Source organism: Stackebrandtia nassauensis DSM 44728 (assembly GCF_000024545.1).
GTDB classification, from domain to species: domain Bacteria; phylum Actinomycetota; class Actinomycetes; order Mycobacteriales; family Micromonosporaceae; genus Stackebrandtia; species Stackebrandtia nassauensis.
Window position 1 is genome coordinate 4,908,564 of the sequence record NC_013947.1, and the last position, 13,858, is coordinate 4,922,421.

Genomic DNA, 13,858 nt, shown 5'->3' on the forward strand with positions numbered 1-13,858 from the left:
GCCGCGTCTTCGTTCGACGTGTCAGTGTCTATCCGGGTTTGGACTCACCCAGGACCGCCTTGAGGAAGGCCCGGGTGCGCTCGTGCTCGGGGTCGCCCATGACCTGGGACGGCGGACCGTCCTCCACGATGACTCCCTGGTCGAACATCATGACCCGGTGCGAGACGTCGCGGGCGAAGCCCATCTCGTGGGTCACGATGAGCATCGTGATGTCGGTCGTGGTGGCGATGTCCTTCAACAGGTCGAGGACGTCGGCGACCAGTTCGGGGTCCAGCGCCGAGGTGACCTCGTCCAGCAGCAGGATGTCGGGGTTCATCGCCAGCGACCGGGCGATGGCGACGCGCTGCTGCTGCCCGCCGGACAGCTGCGACGGGTAGTTGTCGGCCTTGTCGGCCAGACCGACCAGGTCCAGCAGTTCCTTGGCCTTGGCGACCGCCTCGTCCTTGGACTTGCCGAGCGTGTGCACCGGCGCCTCGGTGATGTTGCGCAGCACCTTCATGTTGGGGAACAGGTTGAACTGCTGGAACACCATGCCGATCTTCTTGCGGACTTCCCGCAGGTGCGATTCGTTGGCGGTGACGAGTTTTTCGCCGCGCTTCATGTGCGAGAGCGGCTCACCCTCGACGTAGATCACGCCGTCGGTGATCTTCTCCAGCGTCATCAGCAACCGCAGGATGGTGGTCTTGCCCGAACCCGACGGCCCGATGAGCGTCACGCGCTCGCCCGGCTGCACGCTGAAGTTGAGTCCCTTGAGGACTTCCAGGTCGCCGAAACGCTTGACGACGTTTTCGAAGCGGACCGCGGGTGTGCCGTTCTTCGCGGCGGTTTCGTTACTGCTGTTCAAGGCGATTCTCCAATTTGCGCATAGCCACGGCGATCGGGTAACTCGCCGCCAGGAAGATCAGACCGGCGATGGTGTAACCCTCGACGGCACCGGCGAAGTTCGCCGCCTGAAATTCCTGCGTCTTGTAAATCATGTCCGCCAGACCGATCGCGATCAAGACGGGGACCTCTTTGAACATCGAGATGATGTAGTTGCCCAGCGCGGGAATCACCCGGCGCAGTGCCTGCGGCAGGATCACGTGCTGCCAGCCGTACCGCTTGGGCAGTGACAGCGCCGTGATGGCCTCCCACTGTCCCTTCGGGACACCGTCGATGCCCGCGCGGTACACCTCGGCGGTGTAGGTCGAGTAGTGGATGCCCAGCACGATGACGCCGACGAAGAACGGTCCGCCGAAGTCCAGCGGCCCGATCTCCCAGCCGCCGATGCTGAACGTCGGCACGGTGAAGATGGTGTCGCTGACCCCGATGGCCAGCGCGATACCGAACCAGGCGAAGAACAGCTGCACCAGTAGTGGCGTGTTCCGGATGAACTCCATGACGCCGAACAACGGGGCCGACAGCCAGCGCGGGCCCGACCGCAGCGCGATCGCGACGATCAGTCCCAGCACCAGGCAGATGATCGAGGCCAGGATGGTGACCGCGAGGATGATGATGAACCCTTCGAGCAGCGGGTCCCACAGTTGTGCGGCGAGTGCGCCGTCCCAGAAGTCATCCATCAGACGACACCTCCGGCTTCCTTGGCCTTAACAGGCGTGCGGGCGAAAATGGACTGCTTCTCCGGCGGAGCCTGGCCGATGCTGGCCTTGGCACGCCGCTCCAGGTACCGCATTCCGGCCGCGATCAGGAACGACATGATGAAGTAGATGACCAGCAGCGCCGCGAAGATCACGATCGCGCCCTCGGCCGAAGCCTTGGTGCGCAACTGTTGTGCCGCCAACGTCAAATCGACCAGGCCGATCAGTGACACCAGCGCGCTCCCCTTCAGGACCTGGATGGCCAGGTTGGAGAACGGCGGCACCATGCCGACCCACGCCTGCGGGATGATCACCAGCGACAGCTTCTGCCAGAACGTGAAGTTCAGCGCCACGCAGGCTTCCCACTGTGCCTTCGGCACCGCGTTGATGGCGCCGCGCACGATCTCGGAGCCGTAGGCGCCGTAGTTGAGCGCCAGCACCACGATGCCCACCGCGATGACCGAGTCGAACTTCACCTTGAACATGATCGGCATGGCGAAGACGAACCAGAACAGCTGCACCACAAGAGACGTTCCACGGAAGAACTCGATGATGGTGCGGGCGACACCGCGGGTGGCGATGTTCTTGGACCCGGCCATGAGGCCGAGGATGAACGAGATGACCAGAGTGCCCAGGCAACCGAGAACGGTAACCAGGACGGTGATCCACAGTCCCTCCAACAGCTGGTCCCAGCTGTTCTGCAAGATTTTGAGAGTCTCCATCGGTCACACCCTCCCTAAACCTTGCACAGTTCGGCGGTGGTGTACTTCGGATTCTTGGGATCCGGGTACTCGTACTTGGTGAAACCGAACTCACCGGTGATCTTGAGCCACGAGTCCACCGAGGTCTTGATCTTGGCCAGCTCCTCGTTGACGGCGTCGCGGAAGTTGGTGTCGTCGTCGCGGAACACCGCTCCCCCGGCACCGGCGATCTGTTCCTCGCCGTTCTCGTCCTTGGGCCCGAACGGCGGCTTGACGGTCTCGAAGGCTCCGTTGCTGGTGTCGGCCATGTAGTTCATGGCCGGGGAGGTCAGCGCGATCGCCGCGATCTGATCGGCGTGCAGGGCACTCTTCAGGTCGTTGTTGTTCGGCAACTGCTTCATGTTCTTCTTGGGCACTCCGGCGGCCTCGGCCAGCGCCAGCTCGGCACCGGCGGTCACCAGCCCCACCCGGTTGTCCCCCTTCTTGAAGGAACCGAAGTCCTTCAGGTTGTGGGGGTTTCCCTTCTTCACCAGCAACGCGGTCTTGCAGATGTAGTCCGGTTCGGAGAAGATCGCCCGCTCGCAGCGCAGCTTGTTGATGAACATCCCTGCCGAGATCAGGTCGTAGTCGTCGGCCCGCAGCCCCGGAATCAGGGAATTCCAGTCCACAATCTTGGTTTCGATCTGGCCGTCCTCGGCGCCAAGTTTCTTAAGAATATGAGTGTAAATAGCCACCGATTCGCCGATGACTTTCCCGTTGTCGTCTTTATACGCGAACGGGGGCTCATTGGACATTCCGAGTGTTATCGGATCGCCCGCCTCAATTTTCTTGATTGAATCTCCACCGACTAGCGAACAGCCGGTCAACAACCCGGGTGCCAGGGCCAGACCGCCGGCCAGCAAGCCGCCACGGAAGAGATCGCGCCGAGACCAGCGCGGTTGCGCTGTCACGTCAGTAATCCTTTCGGTTGTGGTTGCTCATATGGGCTTTGGGGTGTAACCGGGCTCATATGGGCTTCGTAACCGACGATGTTAACGGATATCGTAGGTTTGTCGACAATCGGATTATTGACGTTCCATAACAATACTTCGGGTAATCAGGCCCTCGCCGGACTGTCGGTGTCAGCAGGCGTGTCGTCCGGTAGTTTCAATACGCCGGTTCGAAGCGCGGGTGGTGGTACCCGCACGTGGTTATAGGAGGTCAAGCCCAGTGGCTCAGCGCACGGCACCCCGCAACACCCCCTCCCCGGGTGCCAGGCTGGAACCGGTGTTCCGCGCCTCCACGGTCGACATGATCGCCGAACGCATCCGTGAGGCCATTCTCGACGGAACCCTGCCGCCGGGCGCTCCGCTCGGGGAGGCCGACATGGCGCACCAACTCGGAGTGAGCCGGGGGCCGCTGCGCGAGGGCATGCAGCGGTTGGCGCAGGAGGGGTTGCTGGGCACGGTTCGCCGTCGCGGGCTGGCCGTCGTCACCATGACCCCAGAGGACGTCTCCGATGTGTACCTGATGCGCGCGGCGGTGGAACGGGCCGCGGCCCGGCAGCTGCTGCGCTCGGATCCCCGGCACATCAAGCAGACCGTCAAGCTGCTGACCACCGAGCAGCGCAAGATGAGCCGGGCGGCGCTGCGTGGTTCGGCCCGGCTGTTGAGCGACAGTTACCTGATCTTCCACCGCACCCTTGTGGACGCCGCCGGTTCGCAGCGACTGAGCCGCTCGATCCGGACGCTGCTGGTGGAGACCCGGCTGTGCACGTTCTCGATCCACGGGTCCTTCAAGGTGCGCGCGGGCCTGCCCGAGTCGCACGAGCAACTGGTGCAGGCGCTGGCCGAACGCGACGACCCGAAGGTGGCCGCGCTGCTGGAGACCCACATGCTCGAGGCGGTGGAGTGGCTGACCGCTCCGCCCAAGTCGGTCGAGGACCTCGAGACCTTCGCCGCGCCCACCCCCGACAGCCCGCAGCCGCTGGACCGGCTGGAACTGCCCGAGGGCATCTGACGGCTAGTTGGTCAGCCCGATCGCCGTCATGCGGTTGGAGTGGGCCTGCATGATGCGTTTGATGAGCTCGCCGACCTTGGCCAGGTCGCCGGTGCCCTCGATGACGATCTCGGTGAGCGAGTCGTGCTCGGCGGCCACCCGTTGCGCCTGGCTGAGCGCCTCGCCGACCAGCCGCCGCGCCCACAGCGCGAGCTTGCCCGCCAGCTTCGGGTCGCGTCCCAGTGCCTCGTTGATCTCGCTGATCGCGAACTCGGCGTTGGCGTTGTTGTGCAGCACGTCCAGGACCAGATCCCGGTCCGTGGGAGGCAGCAACGCGGCCATCTCGCGGAAGAAGTCGTCGGCGATCGAATCTCCGACGTACACTTTGACGAGTCCCTCGAGCCAGTCTCGGGGGGCGGTCGAGTCGTGGAAGGCATCAATGACCTCCACAAACGGGGTCATTGCGGCTTCAGGATCACCGCCTAGCTCGGTGATTCTTGCCACGAGCCGCTGATAGTTGTTGATCTCGGCCGCGGCCATGGCCGACAATGAGGCACGACGTCGCAAGTCAGGCGCCAGTTTGGCGTCGGCGGCGATCCGGTCGAAGGCGACCAGCTCTCCATAGGCGAGCATGCCCAACAGGTCGATTATCGATGCGGTGGAAGGCTTCGTCGCTTGTGAAGACATAAGCGGCAGGCTACCGGCAGTCGAAGCGTAACGACTCGGCGCGTACCATTGACCACCGTATACATTCCAGGCTCCGCCCCGGCGAAGCCGTGAAACAGGGACAATACACTGCACAGCAATACCGACAGTGTGGAACACCAGGAGCAAACCCCCGGTGACGACCACACCTCAACACCAGCCCATCCCGTCGCGCCCGTGCGACCCGACAGCCCGTCCTTCACGGACCTGGGCGTGCGGGCCGAGACCGTCGCGGCACTATCCGAGATAGGCATCACGCAGGCTTTCGCGATCCAGGAATACGCCATTCCGATCGCCATGCGCGGCAACGACATCATCGGCCGCGCACCCACCGGCACCGGCAAGACCCTCGGTTTCGGAGTTCCGCTCCTCGAGACCGTCACCAGTGCCGCCGAAGGTGCCGACGGCCGCCCACAGGCTCTGGTCGTCGTACCCACCCGTGAGCTCGGCCTGCAGGTGAGCCGTGACATCGAAGCCGCTGGCAAGACCCGCGGCATCCGCGTGCTGCCGATCTACGGCGGCCGCGCCTACGAACCACAGCTGGAGGCGCTGCGCACCGGCGTCGAGATCGTCGTGGGCACGCCCGGACGGCTGCTCGACCTGCTCAAGGCCAAGCACCTGAAGCTGGGCGCCGTGCACACCGCCGTCCTCGACGAGGCCGACCGCATGCTCGACCTCGGTTTCGCCGAGGACGTGGAGAAACTGCTGGCCGCGCTGCCCGAACAGCGCCAGACCATGCTGTTCTCGGCGACGATGCCCGATGCGATCGTGTCGCTGTCGCGCAAGTTCCTCAAGCAGCCGATGACCATCCACGCCGAGGTCGCCACGGACAACGCGCCCAGCGCGCAGACCAAGCAGCTGGCGTACCTGACGCACTCGCTCAACAAGATCGAGGTGCTGGCGCGCATCCTGCAGGCCAAGGACCGCGGCCTGACCATCGTGTTCTCCCGCACCAAGCGGCACACCCAGCGGGTGGCCGACGACCTGGAGTTCCGCGGTTTCGCGGTGGCGGCCGTCCACGGTGACCTCGGGCAGAACGCCCGGGAGCGGGCGCTGCGGGCGTTCCGCAGCGGCAAGATCGACGTGCTGGTCGCCACCGACGTGGCCGCGCGCGGTCTCGACGTCCGCGACGTCACGCACGTCATCAACTACGACAGTCCCGAGGACGCCGAGACCTACGTGCACCGCATCGGCCGTACCGGCCGCGCCGGGGCCACAGGTGTCGCGGTGACCTTCGTCAGCTGGGAAGACGCTCCCCGCTGGAAGATCATCGCCAAGACCCTGGACCTGGAGCTGTCCGACCCGGTCGAGACGTACCACACCTCGGACCACCTCTACACCGATCTGGACATTCCGGAGGGTGCGCCGGGCAGTCTCGCCACGGCAGACCAGACCCGCGAGGGCCTGTCCGCCGAGGCCGACATCGACATCGAGGGCGGCAAGCGCGGCAAGTCGGCGCGCGGCCGTTCGGGGGCGCGTCGCAAGGCCTCCTCGGGCCCGCGTGGCGAATCGGCGCCGAAGCCCGCCAGGGAAAGCGGCGCGGCCACCGGTTCGCGTCGTCGTCGCCGCACCCGTGGCGGTGAGAACAAGGCTGGTGAGACCTCCGACGCCAAGGCCACCGCGCCGCGGACGGACGAGGCCAAACCGGCCCCGGCCAGGAAGGCCAAGACCGCTCCGCCGGCCGTCGAGTTCAAACCGCCGACCGAGACCAAGGCGGGCGAGTCGGGCGAGGCCAAACCGCGGCGTCGTCGTCGCCGCAAACCGGCCGAGACCGACAACGGTTGATACCGTCGAGGCCATGACCGACACGCCGAGCACCGGCGGCTATGACGGGCCGCCCCAGTCCCCGCCCCCGCCCAAGGGCTGGAAGGTGCCGGAAGTGATCGCCATCGCCCCGCCGCGCGACCTGCCGCCGCAGAACCAGGCGGCGATCGACGCGGCCGAATCCCGGGCCCGGACCTTCAGCCAGGGGCTGGCGGTACTCACCGCCGCCCTGCTGTTCGTGGTCCTCATCGTGTTGTTGATCCGCGCGGCCTCCTAGGCGCGCGGATCGTCTCGTCTCACCGCTACTTGTCCAGCGGCGTGTCCTCCCAGGCCATCCGGGCGCCACTGTCGCCGGTCTTGTAGGCGTAGTAGGCCGAGACCCCGGCCAGGCCGAGCATCACCAGTCCCAAGACCACCATGACGATCACGCGGCCCTTGCTGGCCGGGTCGTCGTCGCTGGCGGACAGCTTGCGGGTGGTGGCCGAGTCGTCGTCGCCGTCGGAGGCCACCGGCGTGTAGCTGTCCTCGCGGCGGGCGCGGGCGGTGCGGCGGCCGCGTTCCAGCGCCGCGAACAGCCAGGTGATGGGGGCGATGGCCACCAGCAGCCAGAACAGCACCGTGCTGTAGCCCTCGTGTTTGTTGATCTCGGTGGCCGCGTCGGCGAAGATCTTCGCGGTGCGGAACTCCTCGCCGGACAGCCGGGCCAGGAACACCGTGGCCGGGGCGAGGATGGTGAGCGTGAAGACCGCCCATCCGATGTGTCGGCGGATCGGGGGTATCACCACGTAGAGCAGTACCAGCAGGACGAACAGCGGTACCAGCACGATGGGCGCGTGCACGATCAGTGGGTGGAGTGGGATACCGGCAATCTGGATAGGCATGCCAGACATTGAACACCATCCACGTCTTCGGGGCGGGGTGTGCGGTTGATCCCGAGGATTGATCGGCGATCATCATGCCGAAGTGTCGGCGATCTGTCATATAGTTGCCACGTCGATCGACTTGGTCCCGCGCCATAATCGTTGTGGGCGCGAGGATGTGGAGGGGCGCGAATGAAAGACCTCATTGCCGCGATTGTGGAGTTTCCAACGGTCCTATTTGTCGTTGTCGGGGTGGCGGCACTGGTGGGGGCCGGTGTTCTCGTCACGCGGCGGCGACGTGTTCCCCGTCCGGACGGGGAGCGCGCCGATCTCGTCGGCAAGACCTGCGTGATCCGCGAGGACGGTCAGGGCACCGGCCGGGCGGAGGTGACCGACGCCGAGGGCGCCACCCGGGTGATCCGGATTCGTCCGGCGCCGGAGGTGCGGCCCAACGCCGAGACGCTGCGCTCGGGCTCCTCGGCGCTGATCTATGACTACGACAACACCGGCGGCTTCTTCGTGGTCGCGCCACTGGCGAAGAAACCCGAACGGGCCGAATAACCGCGCGACCGGTGGTGTTGTAGCGGGGGTGCGCCGCACGCGTTCGCCGTCAGGGGCGGTAGCGGATAGTATCGGCGACACCTGACAAGGAGTTCTCATGGGTTTGTTGCGATGGCTGCGCGGCGGCGATGACGTCGACGGCAGCGTCACCGGCATGTCGACGGGTCTTGCCGAGATCGAATCGGTCTTCATGCCGTCCAAGCGCAAGCAGACCGAACTCATCGAGGAGCAGTCGCACTCGCGCATCGACGTCGAGACCGGTGAACCGCTGAACCTCATCGACCTGGACAGCGGCGTGGCCGTCGTCCACCGCCGCAAGTCACGAACCGGCGCCGAAGAACTTGACGTAGCCGTTGACGGCCTCGGCGATGAGCTGGACGGCGATGGCCGCCAGCAGCAGGCCCGCGATGCGGGTGAGGACCTCGATGCCGCCGCGCTTGATAAGTCGGACAATCACTGACGAGAACCGCATCACCAGGAAGATCACCAGGTGCACGCCGACGATGGCTGCCGCGACCCCCGCGTAGCCGCCGATGTGGTCGGCGTCCTGGACGAACAGGATCACCGCGACGATCGCTCCCGGTCCCGCCAGCAACGGCGTCCCCAGCGGCACCAGCGCGATGTTCGACGTCGCCGTCGAGGACGGGTCGTCGGCCTTTCCGGTCAGCAGTTCCAGCGCGACCAGCAGCAGCAACAGCCCACCCGCGCCCTGTAGCGCGGGCAGCTGGATGCCCAGGTAGGCGACGATCTGCTGCCCGGCGACCGCGAACAGCGCGATGACGCCCAGCGACAGCAGGGTCGCGTGCAGGGCGGCCTTGTTGCGGAACTTGGGGTCCATGGCGCCGGTCAGCGCCAGGAAGATCGGAACGACGCCGGGTGGGTCCATGATCACGAACAGGGTGACGAACGCTTCTCCGACGATCATGAAGTCAGCCACGGACGCCGATTATGCCAGCCGTCCGGCTCGAAGGGCTGAACCCGGACGTGAAACGGAGGCGGCGGTCACCCGGTCTTGGCGGCCACGGCGGTGACGACGGCGGCGTACTCGGCGTCGGTGAGGCTGATGCCCAGCCGCTCGGTCAGGACCGCCGGGATGTCGGCCGCCGCGATGGTGGTGGTCTCGGATTTCGCCGAGCCGTGCAGCACGGTCAGCTCGGTGTCGACGAGCAGGATCCGGGTGTGTTCGCCGACGCGTTGCGCCACAAGCCGTCCGGTGAACGGCGACCGGGCGTGGGTCGAGGTGAAGTGGTTGGCCACCGCGAAGTCGAACGGGTAGCGCGGCACCTGTGTGAAGCCGTACAGGTCCTTCCAGCCGTCGGCGTCGGTGGTGCTGAGGATCCATTCGGTCTCGTCGACCTGGTCGAGGCGGAACCGCCAGCTGCCCTGTGTGGACTCGTTGCCGTCGGTGACCCGGATGGGTTCCAGCAGGCCGCGACCGCCGAAGCCCGCGTCGGCCAGCCACGGCGCGTCGTCGTCGAGCCACACCAGCAGGATGGCGTGGGTGGCGGGCCGCAGCGCGTCGCTGTCGATGCGGCTGCGGGCCAGCGCCCCGGTGACGGTGAATCCGGCGGCTTCGAGCGCGGCGGCGAACAGCAGGTTGGCCTCGTAGCAGTAGCCGCCGCGACGCTGGTGGATGAGCTTGCGCTGCAAGGCTTCCAGCGAGATGTCAATGCCGCGTCCGAGCACGATGTCGAGGTTCTCGAACGAGATGTGGGTGGGCTGGGCCCGGTGCAGTCCGACCAGGGTGTCCAGGTCGGGCCGCAGTGGACCATCGAAGCCGACGCGTTTGGTGTAGGCGTCCAGGTCGAACTGGCTGGCGCCCCAGCCGGTGAAGTACTCGCGGCTGGGGGTCAGGTGCGCGGGGCGGGAAGACATGCGAGAATGTTAGCCGACTAACGATCTGTCGTCCAGCCGCGAAGGAAGCCTGATGTCCGTCCCCGCATGGACCTCCACTTGGGACGACGAGTTCCAGCCCGCGTTCTGGATGGCCAAGCAGGCCATGACCCGCGCGGCCGACGCGATGTTCCGGCGGCACGGCGTGCGGCAGGGCCAGCAGTACCTGCTGATGTGCCTGTGGCACCGCGACGGCCAGACGCCGGGCGAGATCGCCACCGCCATCGGGCTGGCCACCCCGACCGTCACCCGCTCGGCCACCCGCATGGAGGCCGCCGGGTTGCTGCGGCGCACGCCCCACCCCGACGACCGGCGGCTGGTGTGCCTGCGGCTGACCGACGAGGGCAAGCGGCTGCGTCGGGTGCTCAACGAGGAGGTGTCGCGGCTGTCGGAGCGCGCGCTGTCGGGACTGTCGGCCGCCGAACGGAAGCAGCTGACCGCGATGCTGCGCCGGGTCCGGGAGAATCTGACCGCCGGTTGACCGCTGTGAGGCGGCCAACCGGCGGTTAAGGGGAGGCGGATAAGGCTCAGCTGGCCTTGCAGGCCGTGCGGGTGTCGTAGAAGTTGTTCAGGTATTCGGTGTGCAGCTCGCGGCCCGTCATGCGCACCAGCGTCTCGTCGGACTGGCGCAGCGCCGACCAGGCGTAGTTGTGGCTGCCGGTGTAGACGCGGGGCGTGATGTCGTCGTCGAAGCCGCCGTCGATGAGCATGTACTTGGAGTGCACCCGCAGGGCACCCTGGCACTTCGTGGTCTGGATGCCCGACAGCGCGTTGAGGACGTCGGCGTTGGCGGAGCTGTAGACGACGTCGATCCAGCAGCCGTTCTTCTTCAGCTGCGCCAGCTTCTGGGCGATCGCGGGGCGGTTGAACGCCAGCATCGCCACCCGCACGTCGGTCTGGTGCCAGGAGCCGTCGGGTTCCTGGTACTTGCAGCTGGGGTCCACCGACTGCAGCGTGTTGTAGACGGTATCGCTGCCGGGATCCTCGAAGGGCTGGCCGGAGCGTTCGTGCCGGGGGAAGAAGAACATCCGGTACTTCGAGGTCGAGCCGGTGTCGGTGTAGTAGTTGTTGTTCCCCTCGGCGCTGGAGCGGGTGACGCGCAGGTCCTCGAAGTACTTCTCGAAGATCTTGTACCCGGGCTCGTCGGAGAAGGTGAACATGTTGTTGAAGGCGGTCACCGCGTCCCAGCTGCCGATATTGGACGAACCGGTGAACACCACGTTGGACGCCGTGCTGCCGCCGTTCATCTTCACGGCCGAGAAGGTGGCGAACTTGTTGTGGTTGTAGGCGTACAGCGGCCCGTTCGACCACTCCTTCACGCGGGTGCCGATGCAGCCGCGATCCGGGTTGTCGGCGAACTTGTCGGAGCAGTGGACGATCCAGCTGCCCTTGCTGTCGTCGGTGCCCAGGGCGGCGGTGAGTTTGTTCCACGCGTCGTTGCCGACGTTGCCGTTGTCCGTGATGATCCGGACCTTGACGCCGCGCTCGTGGGCGGCGACGAGCTTCGCGGTCAGGTCAGGGGTGTCGGGCGAGTCGGAGTCGGTGACCTTGTCCAGGCCGAAGAACGACATCGAGATCGTCTCCCCGGCCGGCACCCGGTCGATAAGCCGTCCGAACTGGATGAAGATCGCGTACTTCTCCGCCGTGGTGCCGGTGGGGTTGTTGAACACCGCGTGATCGATCACCGGATCGGCTTCCTCGGCCTGCGCGATCGACGGCACCGCGACCGCGACGGCGGCCAGCGCCGCGGCGGCCGCGAAGGTGAGGACTCTGGACAAACGCATGGATGGACTCCTCGTGCTGAACTGATGTCCACAAAAGCATCGAGGCATACAAATCCCGCATAAGATCCCGACGCCGGGCGCCACTCCCGCCGGTCAGACCTCCAGGTCGATGACCACGGGCCGGTGGTCGGAGGCGTCGGTGTCGGGCACCAGCCCGGCCGTCGCGGTGACGCCGCGCGCGTAGACGAAGTCGATGCGGGCGTCGCCGTGGGTCGGGTCCGGCGCCACCTCGCCGCCGGTGTCGGCGAAGCCGTCCGCCAGCGCCCACGCGTGGATGCGGTTCTCCGGACGCTCGTTGAAGTCGCCGGTGAACAGCAGCGGTCCACTGTGGCTGAGATAGTCGAGTGCCCACCGCCCCTGGGCTTCCCGCTCGGCCACGACGGCGTCGCTCAGCCCCGGCGACAGGTGCGTGGTGAACACCCGGATGAACGCGCCGCCGCCCAGGTCGAGTTTGGCCCCGGCCAGCGCCCGTTTGACGTTGTTGGTGTCGGGATCGTCGGGCAGTCGCCGGTTGACGCGCTCGACGATGGGCAGTTTCGTCAGGATCGCGTTCCCGGCCTGGCCACCCGAACCGTTGCCGTCGGCGGGCCCGAAGTAGGCGTTCATGTCGAGCTCGGCGGCCAGCTGCGCCACCTGGTCGGCCCCGGAGGTGTCGGGCTGGTGCACCTCCTGCAGGGTCACGATGTCGGGATCGTGTTCGCGGATCGCAGCGGCGGTGCGGGGAATGTTCGGCGGGTCCACATTGGGATCCTCACCGGCGCCACGTCCGGCCTGGATGTTGTAGTTCAGGACGCGAACGACGCTCTTCGCCTCCTGCGGTGTGGCCACGACCGGGCCGGTGAGCGCGACGATCGCGGCCAGCGACAGGATCGGCGTCGCGACGAGATATCGGATTCGCATGGGTTCCGCCTTCGACGAAGCTGTCCCCATGCTGTTCGGGCCCGGCACAAATCCCCCATAAACCCGGCGTCTTGTCACGCCCCCACCCAGTAAGTTAGGTTAACCTAACTTGACTGCGCTTCCGCTACGGCCAGGAGTCACCGTATGCCCCTCGATGCTCCACCCGTCCCGTTCTCCACCGCGCTGCGCGAGGCGACCTGGGCCCGCCACGAAGGCATCGCCGACGACGGCGACCCCTCCCCCGACGCCGAACCCGGCATCCTGGGTGCCCTGTTCGACGGCGACCTCCACCTGGACGACTTCACCGCCTGGACCGCGCAGCAGTACTTCGTCTACGAGGCACTCGACGAAGCCGGACGATCGCTGCGCGACGACCCGGTGGTGGGCTGGTTCGCGAGCGTCGAACTGTCCCGGCTGCCCGCCTTCGACGCCGACCTGTCGCTGCTGATAGGCCCGGACTGGCGCGATCGCATCTCCCCCAACGAGTCCACGAAGCGATACGCCGACCGGATCCGCGAGGTCGGCTCCGAGTGGCCCGGCGGATTCGTGGCCCACCACTACACCCGCTACCTGGGCGACATGTCCGGCGGCCAGGCCTTTCGCACCGCCGCCAACGACCTGTACGGCTTCGCCGACGGACCCGGCGTCAGCTTCTACATCTTCGACGGCATCGACGATCTGGCCGAGTTCAAAACCGGGTACCGCGCCCAACTGGACGCCGCCGGATGGGACGCCGCCGAACGTCAGCGCATCATCGACGAGGTGCTGGACGCGTACGACCACAACGAGGCCGTGCTCGCCGAGTTGGCCACCACGATGCGGAGGTCGGTATGAGCAACCCGTTCACACCCGAGGTGATCGCGGCGATCACCAGGCACATGAACCACGACCACGGCGAGGACACGCTGCTGATCTGCCGGGGCGTCGGCGGCCATCCCGACGCCACCGCCGCCACCATGGACACGTTCGACGGCGACGGAGCCGACTTCACCGCCACAGTGGGCGGATCCCCGACCACGCTGCGAATCCCCTGGTCACGCCCACTGACACAACGCGCCGAGGTCCGTCCCGAGATCGTCCGGATCTTCCACGAATCCCGCGCCAAGCTCGGTCTCGCCGACTGATCCGCCGTCGCG

Annotated in this window: 18 protein-coding genes; 7 read left to right on the forward strand and 11 right to left on the reverse strand. The window is 66.5% G+C overall.

The window, feature by feature from the left end; genetic code table 11:
• Window positions 1–28: 28 nt before the first annotated feature.
• Genes ehuA through SNAS_RS22735 form a run of 4 tightly spaced genes read right to left on the reverse strand, consistent with a single transcriptional unit; the run spans window position 29 to window position 3,072 of the window.
• The gene (gene ehuA, locus SNAS_RS22720) at window positions 29–844 is read right to left on the reverse strand and encodes an ectoine/hydroxyectoine ABC transporter ATP-binding protein EhuA (protein ID WP_013019812.1); all 816 of its coding nucleotides are present in this window, start codon (window positions 842–844) and stop codon (window positions 29–31) included.
• A complete protein-coding gene (locus SNAS_RS22725) occupies window positions 831–1,559 on the reverse strand; it encodes an amino acid ABC transporter permease (RefSeq protein WP_013019813.1) in 729 nt (242 codons plus the stop codon). The genes ehuA and SNAS_RS22725 overlap by 14 nt, the downstream gene beginning before the upstream one ends.
• A complete protein-coding gene (ehuC, locus tag SNAS_RS22730; RefSeq protein ID WP_013019814.1) occupies window positions 1,559–2,299 on the reverse strand; it encodes an ectoine/hydroxyectoine ABC transporter permease subunit EhuC in 741 nt (246 codons plus the stop codon). The genes SNAS_RS22725 and ehuC overlap by 1 nt, the downstream gene beginning before the upstream one ends.
• 14 nt (window positions 2,300–2,313) lie before the next feature.
• Window positions 2,314–3,072, reverse strand: a complete 759-nt coding sequence (locus SNAS_RS22735; protein WP_083787201.1) for a transporter substrate-binding domain-containing protein — start codon at window positions 3,070–3,072, stop codon at window positions 2,314–2,316.
• Window positions 3,073–3,487: 415 nt separating this feature from the next.
• Between SNAS_RS22735 and SNAS_RS22740 the strand changes: the two genes are divergently transcribed.
• Entirely contained in the window at window positions 3,488–4,276 is a 789-nt protein-coding gene (locus tag SNAS_RS22740; RefSeq protein WP_013019816.1) for a GntR family transcriptional regulator, read from the forward strand.
• A gap of 3 nt (window positions 4,277–4,279) precedes the next feature.
• Here SNAS_RS22740 and SNAS_RS22745 read toward each other — a convergent pair whose 3' ends face one another.
• On the reverse strand, window positions 4,280–4,942 hold the full coding sequence (locus SNAS_RS22745) for a ferritin-like fold-containing protein (protein ID WP_013019817.1): 663 nt from the start codon (window positions 4,940–4,942) through the stop codon (window positions 4,280–4,282).
• A 129-nt stretch (window positions 4,943–5,071) separates the two neighbouring features.
• On the opposite strand from SNAS_RS22745, the gene SNAS_RS22750 reads away from it, so the two are divergent.
• Both SNAS_RS22750 and SNAS_RS22755 read left to right on the forward strand, forming a co-directional pair.
• On the forward strand, window positions 5,072–6,745 hold the full coding sequence (locus SNAS_RS22750; RefSeq protein WP_013019818.1) for a DEAD/DEAH box helicase: 1,674 nt from the start codon (window positions 5,072–5,074) through the stop codon (window positions 6,743–6,745).
• 13 nt (window positions 6,746–6,758) lie between these two features.
• The gene (locus SNAS_RS22755) at window positions 6,759–7,001 is read left to right on the forward strand and encodes a hypothetical protein (protein WP_013019819.1); all 243 of its coding nucleotides are present in this window, start codon (window positions 6,759–6,761) and stop codon (window positions 6,999–7,001) included.
• Window positions 7,002–7,026: 25 nt separating this feature from the next.
• Here the strand turns inward: SNAS_RS22755 and SNAS_RS22760 are convergent, their stop codons facing one another.
• Window positions 7,027–7,605, reverse strand: coding sequence for a hypothetical protein (locus tag SNAS_RS22760; RefSeq protein ID WP_041625121.1), 579 nt, complete (start codon window positions 7,603–7,605; stop codon window positions 7,027–7,029).
• 171 nt (window positions 7,606–7,776) lie between these two features.
• Between SNAS_RS22760 and SNAS_RS22765 the strand changes: the two genes are divergently transcribed.
• Window positions 7,777–8,145, forward strand: a complete 369-nt coding sequence (locus SNAS_RS22765; RefSeq protein WP_013019821.1) for an LPXTG cell wall anchor domain-containing protein — start codon at window positions 7,777–7,779, stop codon at window positions 8,143–8,145.
• A 49-nt stretch (window positions 8,146–8,194) separates the two neighbouring features.
• Here SNAS_RS22765 and SNAS_RS22770 read toward each other — a convergent pair whose 3' ends face one another.
• The 3 genes from SNAS_RS22770 to SNAS_RS22780 all read right to left on the reverse strand — a co-directional run bounded on the left by SNAS_RS22770 (window position 8,195) and on the right by SNAS_RS22780 (window position 10,020).
• Complete coding sequence (locus SNAS_RS22770) at window positions 8,195–8,455, reverse strand: hypothetical protein (protein ID WP_041625122.1); 261 nt, start codon at window positions 8,453–8,455, stop codon at window positions 8,195–8,197.
• A 9-nt stretch (window positions 8,456–8,464) separates the two neighbouring features.
• Window positions 8,465–9,070, reverse strand: coding sequence for a MarC family protein (locus SNAS_RS22775; RefSeq protein ID WP_013019822.1), 606 nt, complete (start codon window positions 9,068–9,070; stop codon window positions 8,465–8,467).
• A gap of 77 nt (window positions 9,071–9,147) precedes the next feature.
• Window positions 9,148–10,020 carry an arylamine N-acetyltransferase family protein gene (locus tag SNAS_RS22780; protein ID WP_013019823.1) on the reverse strand — a complete coding sequence of 291 codons (873 nt, stop codon included), beginning with the start codon at window positions 10,018–10,020 and terminating at the stop codon, window positions 9,148–9,150.
• Between the two features lie 52 nt (window positions 10,021–10,072).
• On the opposite strand from SNAS_RS22780, the gene SNAS_RS22785 reads away from it, so the two are divergent.
• A complete protein-coding gene (locus SNAS_RS22785; protein WP_013019824.1) occupies window positions 10,073–10,519 on the forward strand; it encodes a MarR family winged helix-turn-helix transcriptional regulator in 447 nt (148 codons plus the stop codon).
• Between the two features lie 46 nt (window positions 10,520–10,565).
• Here the strand turns inward: SNAS_RS22785 and SNAS_RS22790 are convergent, their stop codons facing one another.
• Together SNAS_RS22790 and SNAS_RS22795 are read right to left on the reverse strand one after the other, a co-directional pair.
• Window positions 10,566–11,822, reverse strand: a complete 1,257-nt coding sequence (locus SNAS_RS22790; RefSeq protein WP_013019825.1) for a phospholipase D-like domain-containing protein — start codon at window positions 11,820–11,822, stop codon at window positions 10,566–10,568.
• Window positions 11,823–11,915: 93 nt separating this feature from the next.
• Window positions 11,916–12,722, reverse strand: a complete 807-nt coding sequence (locus SNAS_RS22795) for an endonuclease/exonuclease/phosphatase family protein (RefSeq protein ID WP_013019826.1) — start codon at window positions 12,720–12,722, stop codon at window positions 11,916–11,918.
• Window positions 12,723–12,866: 144 nt separating this feature from the next.
• Between SNAS_RS22795 and SNAS_RS22800 the strand changes: the two genes are divergently transcribed.
• Window positions 12,867–13,556 carry a biliverdin-producing heme oxygenase gene (locus SNAS_RS22800; RefSeq protein ID WP_013019827.1) on the forward strand — a complete coding sequence of 230 codons (690 nt, stop codon included), beginning with the start codon at window positions 12,867–12,869 and terminating at the stop codon, window positions 13,554–13,556.
• Window positions 13,553–13,846, forward strand: coding sequence for a DUF2470 domain-containing protein (locus tag SNAS_RS22805; protein WP_013019828.1), 294 nt, complete (start codon window positions 13,553–13,555; stop codon window positions 13,844–13,846). Before SNAS_RS22800 ends, SNAS_RS22805 begins: the two co-directional genes overlap by 4 nt.
• The last annotated feature ends 12 nt before the right edge of the window (window positions 13,847–13,858 follow it).

What these genes read in the sequence shown, in the direction of transcription:
- SNAS_RS22760 (WP_041625121.1), bottom strand. Translation starts at nt 7,605, where the DNA reads ATGCCTATCCAGATTGCCGGTATCCCACTCCACCCACTGATCGTGCAC.
- ehuC (WP_013019814.1), bottom strand. Translation starts at nt 2,299, where the DNA reads ATGGAGACTCTCAAAATCTTGCAGAACAGCTGGGACCAGCTGTTGGAG.
- SNAS_RS22755 (WP_013019819.1), top strand. Translation starts at nt 6,759, where the DNA reads ATGACCGACACGCCGAGCACCGGCGGCTATGACGGGCCGCCCCAGTCC.
- SNAS_RS22775 (WP_013019822.1), bottom strand. Translation starts at nt 9,070, where the DNA reads ATGATCGTCGGAGAAGCGTTCGTCACCCTGTTCGTGATCATGGACCCA.
- SNAS_RS22790 (WP_013019825.1), bottom strand. Translation starts at nt 11,822, where the DNA reads ATGCGTTTGTCCAGAGTCCTCACCTTCGCGGCCGCCGCGGCGCTGGCC.
- SNAS_RS22800 (WP_013019827.1), top strand. Translation starts at nt 12,867, where the DNA reads ATGCCCCTCGATGCTCCACCCGTCCCGTTCTCCACCGCGCTGCGCGAG.
- SNAS_RS22785 (WP_013019824.1), top strand. Translation starts at nt 10,073, where the DNA reads ATGTCCGTCCCCGCATGGACCTCCACTTGGGACGACGAGTTCCAGCCC.
- SNAS_RS22795 (WP_013019826.1), bottom strand. Translation starts at nt 12,722, where the DNA reads ATGCGAATCCGATATCTCGTCGCGACGCCGATCCTGTCGCTGGCCGCG.
- SNAS_RS22780 (WP_013019823.1), bottom strand. Translation starts at nt 10,020, where the DNA reads ATGTCTTCCCGCCCCGCGCACCTGACCCCCAGCCGCGAGTACTTCACC.
- SNAS_RS22745 (WP_013019817.1), bottom strand. Translation starts at nt 4,942, where the DNA reads ATGTCTTCACAAGCGACGAAGCCTTCCACCGCATCGATAATCGACCTG.
- SNAS_RS22735 (WP_083787201.1), bottom strand. Translation starts at nt 3,072, where the DNA reads ATGTCCAATGAGCCCCCGTTCGCGTATAAAGACGACAACGGGAAAGTC.
- SNAS_RS22725 (WP_013019813.1), bottom strand. Translation starts at nt 1,559, where the DNA reads ATGGATGACTTCTGGGACGGCGCACTCGCCGCACAACTGTGGGACCCG.
- SNAS_RS22765 (WP_013019821.1), top strand. Translation starts at nt 7,777, where the DNA reads ATGAAAGACCTCATTGCCGCGATTGTGGAGTTTCCAACGGTCCTATTT.
- SNAS_RS22805 (WP_013019828.1), top strand. Translation starts at nt 13,553, where the DNA reads ATGAGCAACCCGTTCACACCCGAGGTGATCGCGGCGATCACCAGGCAC.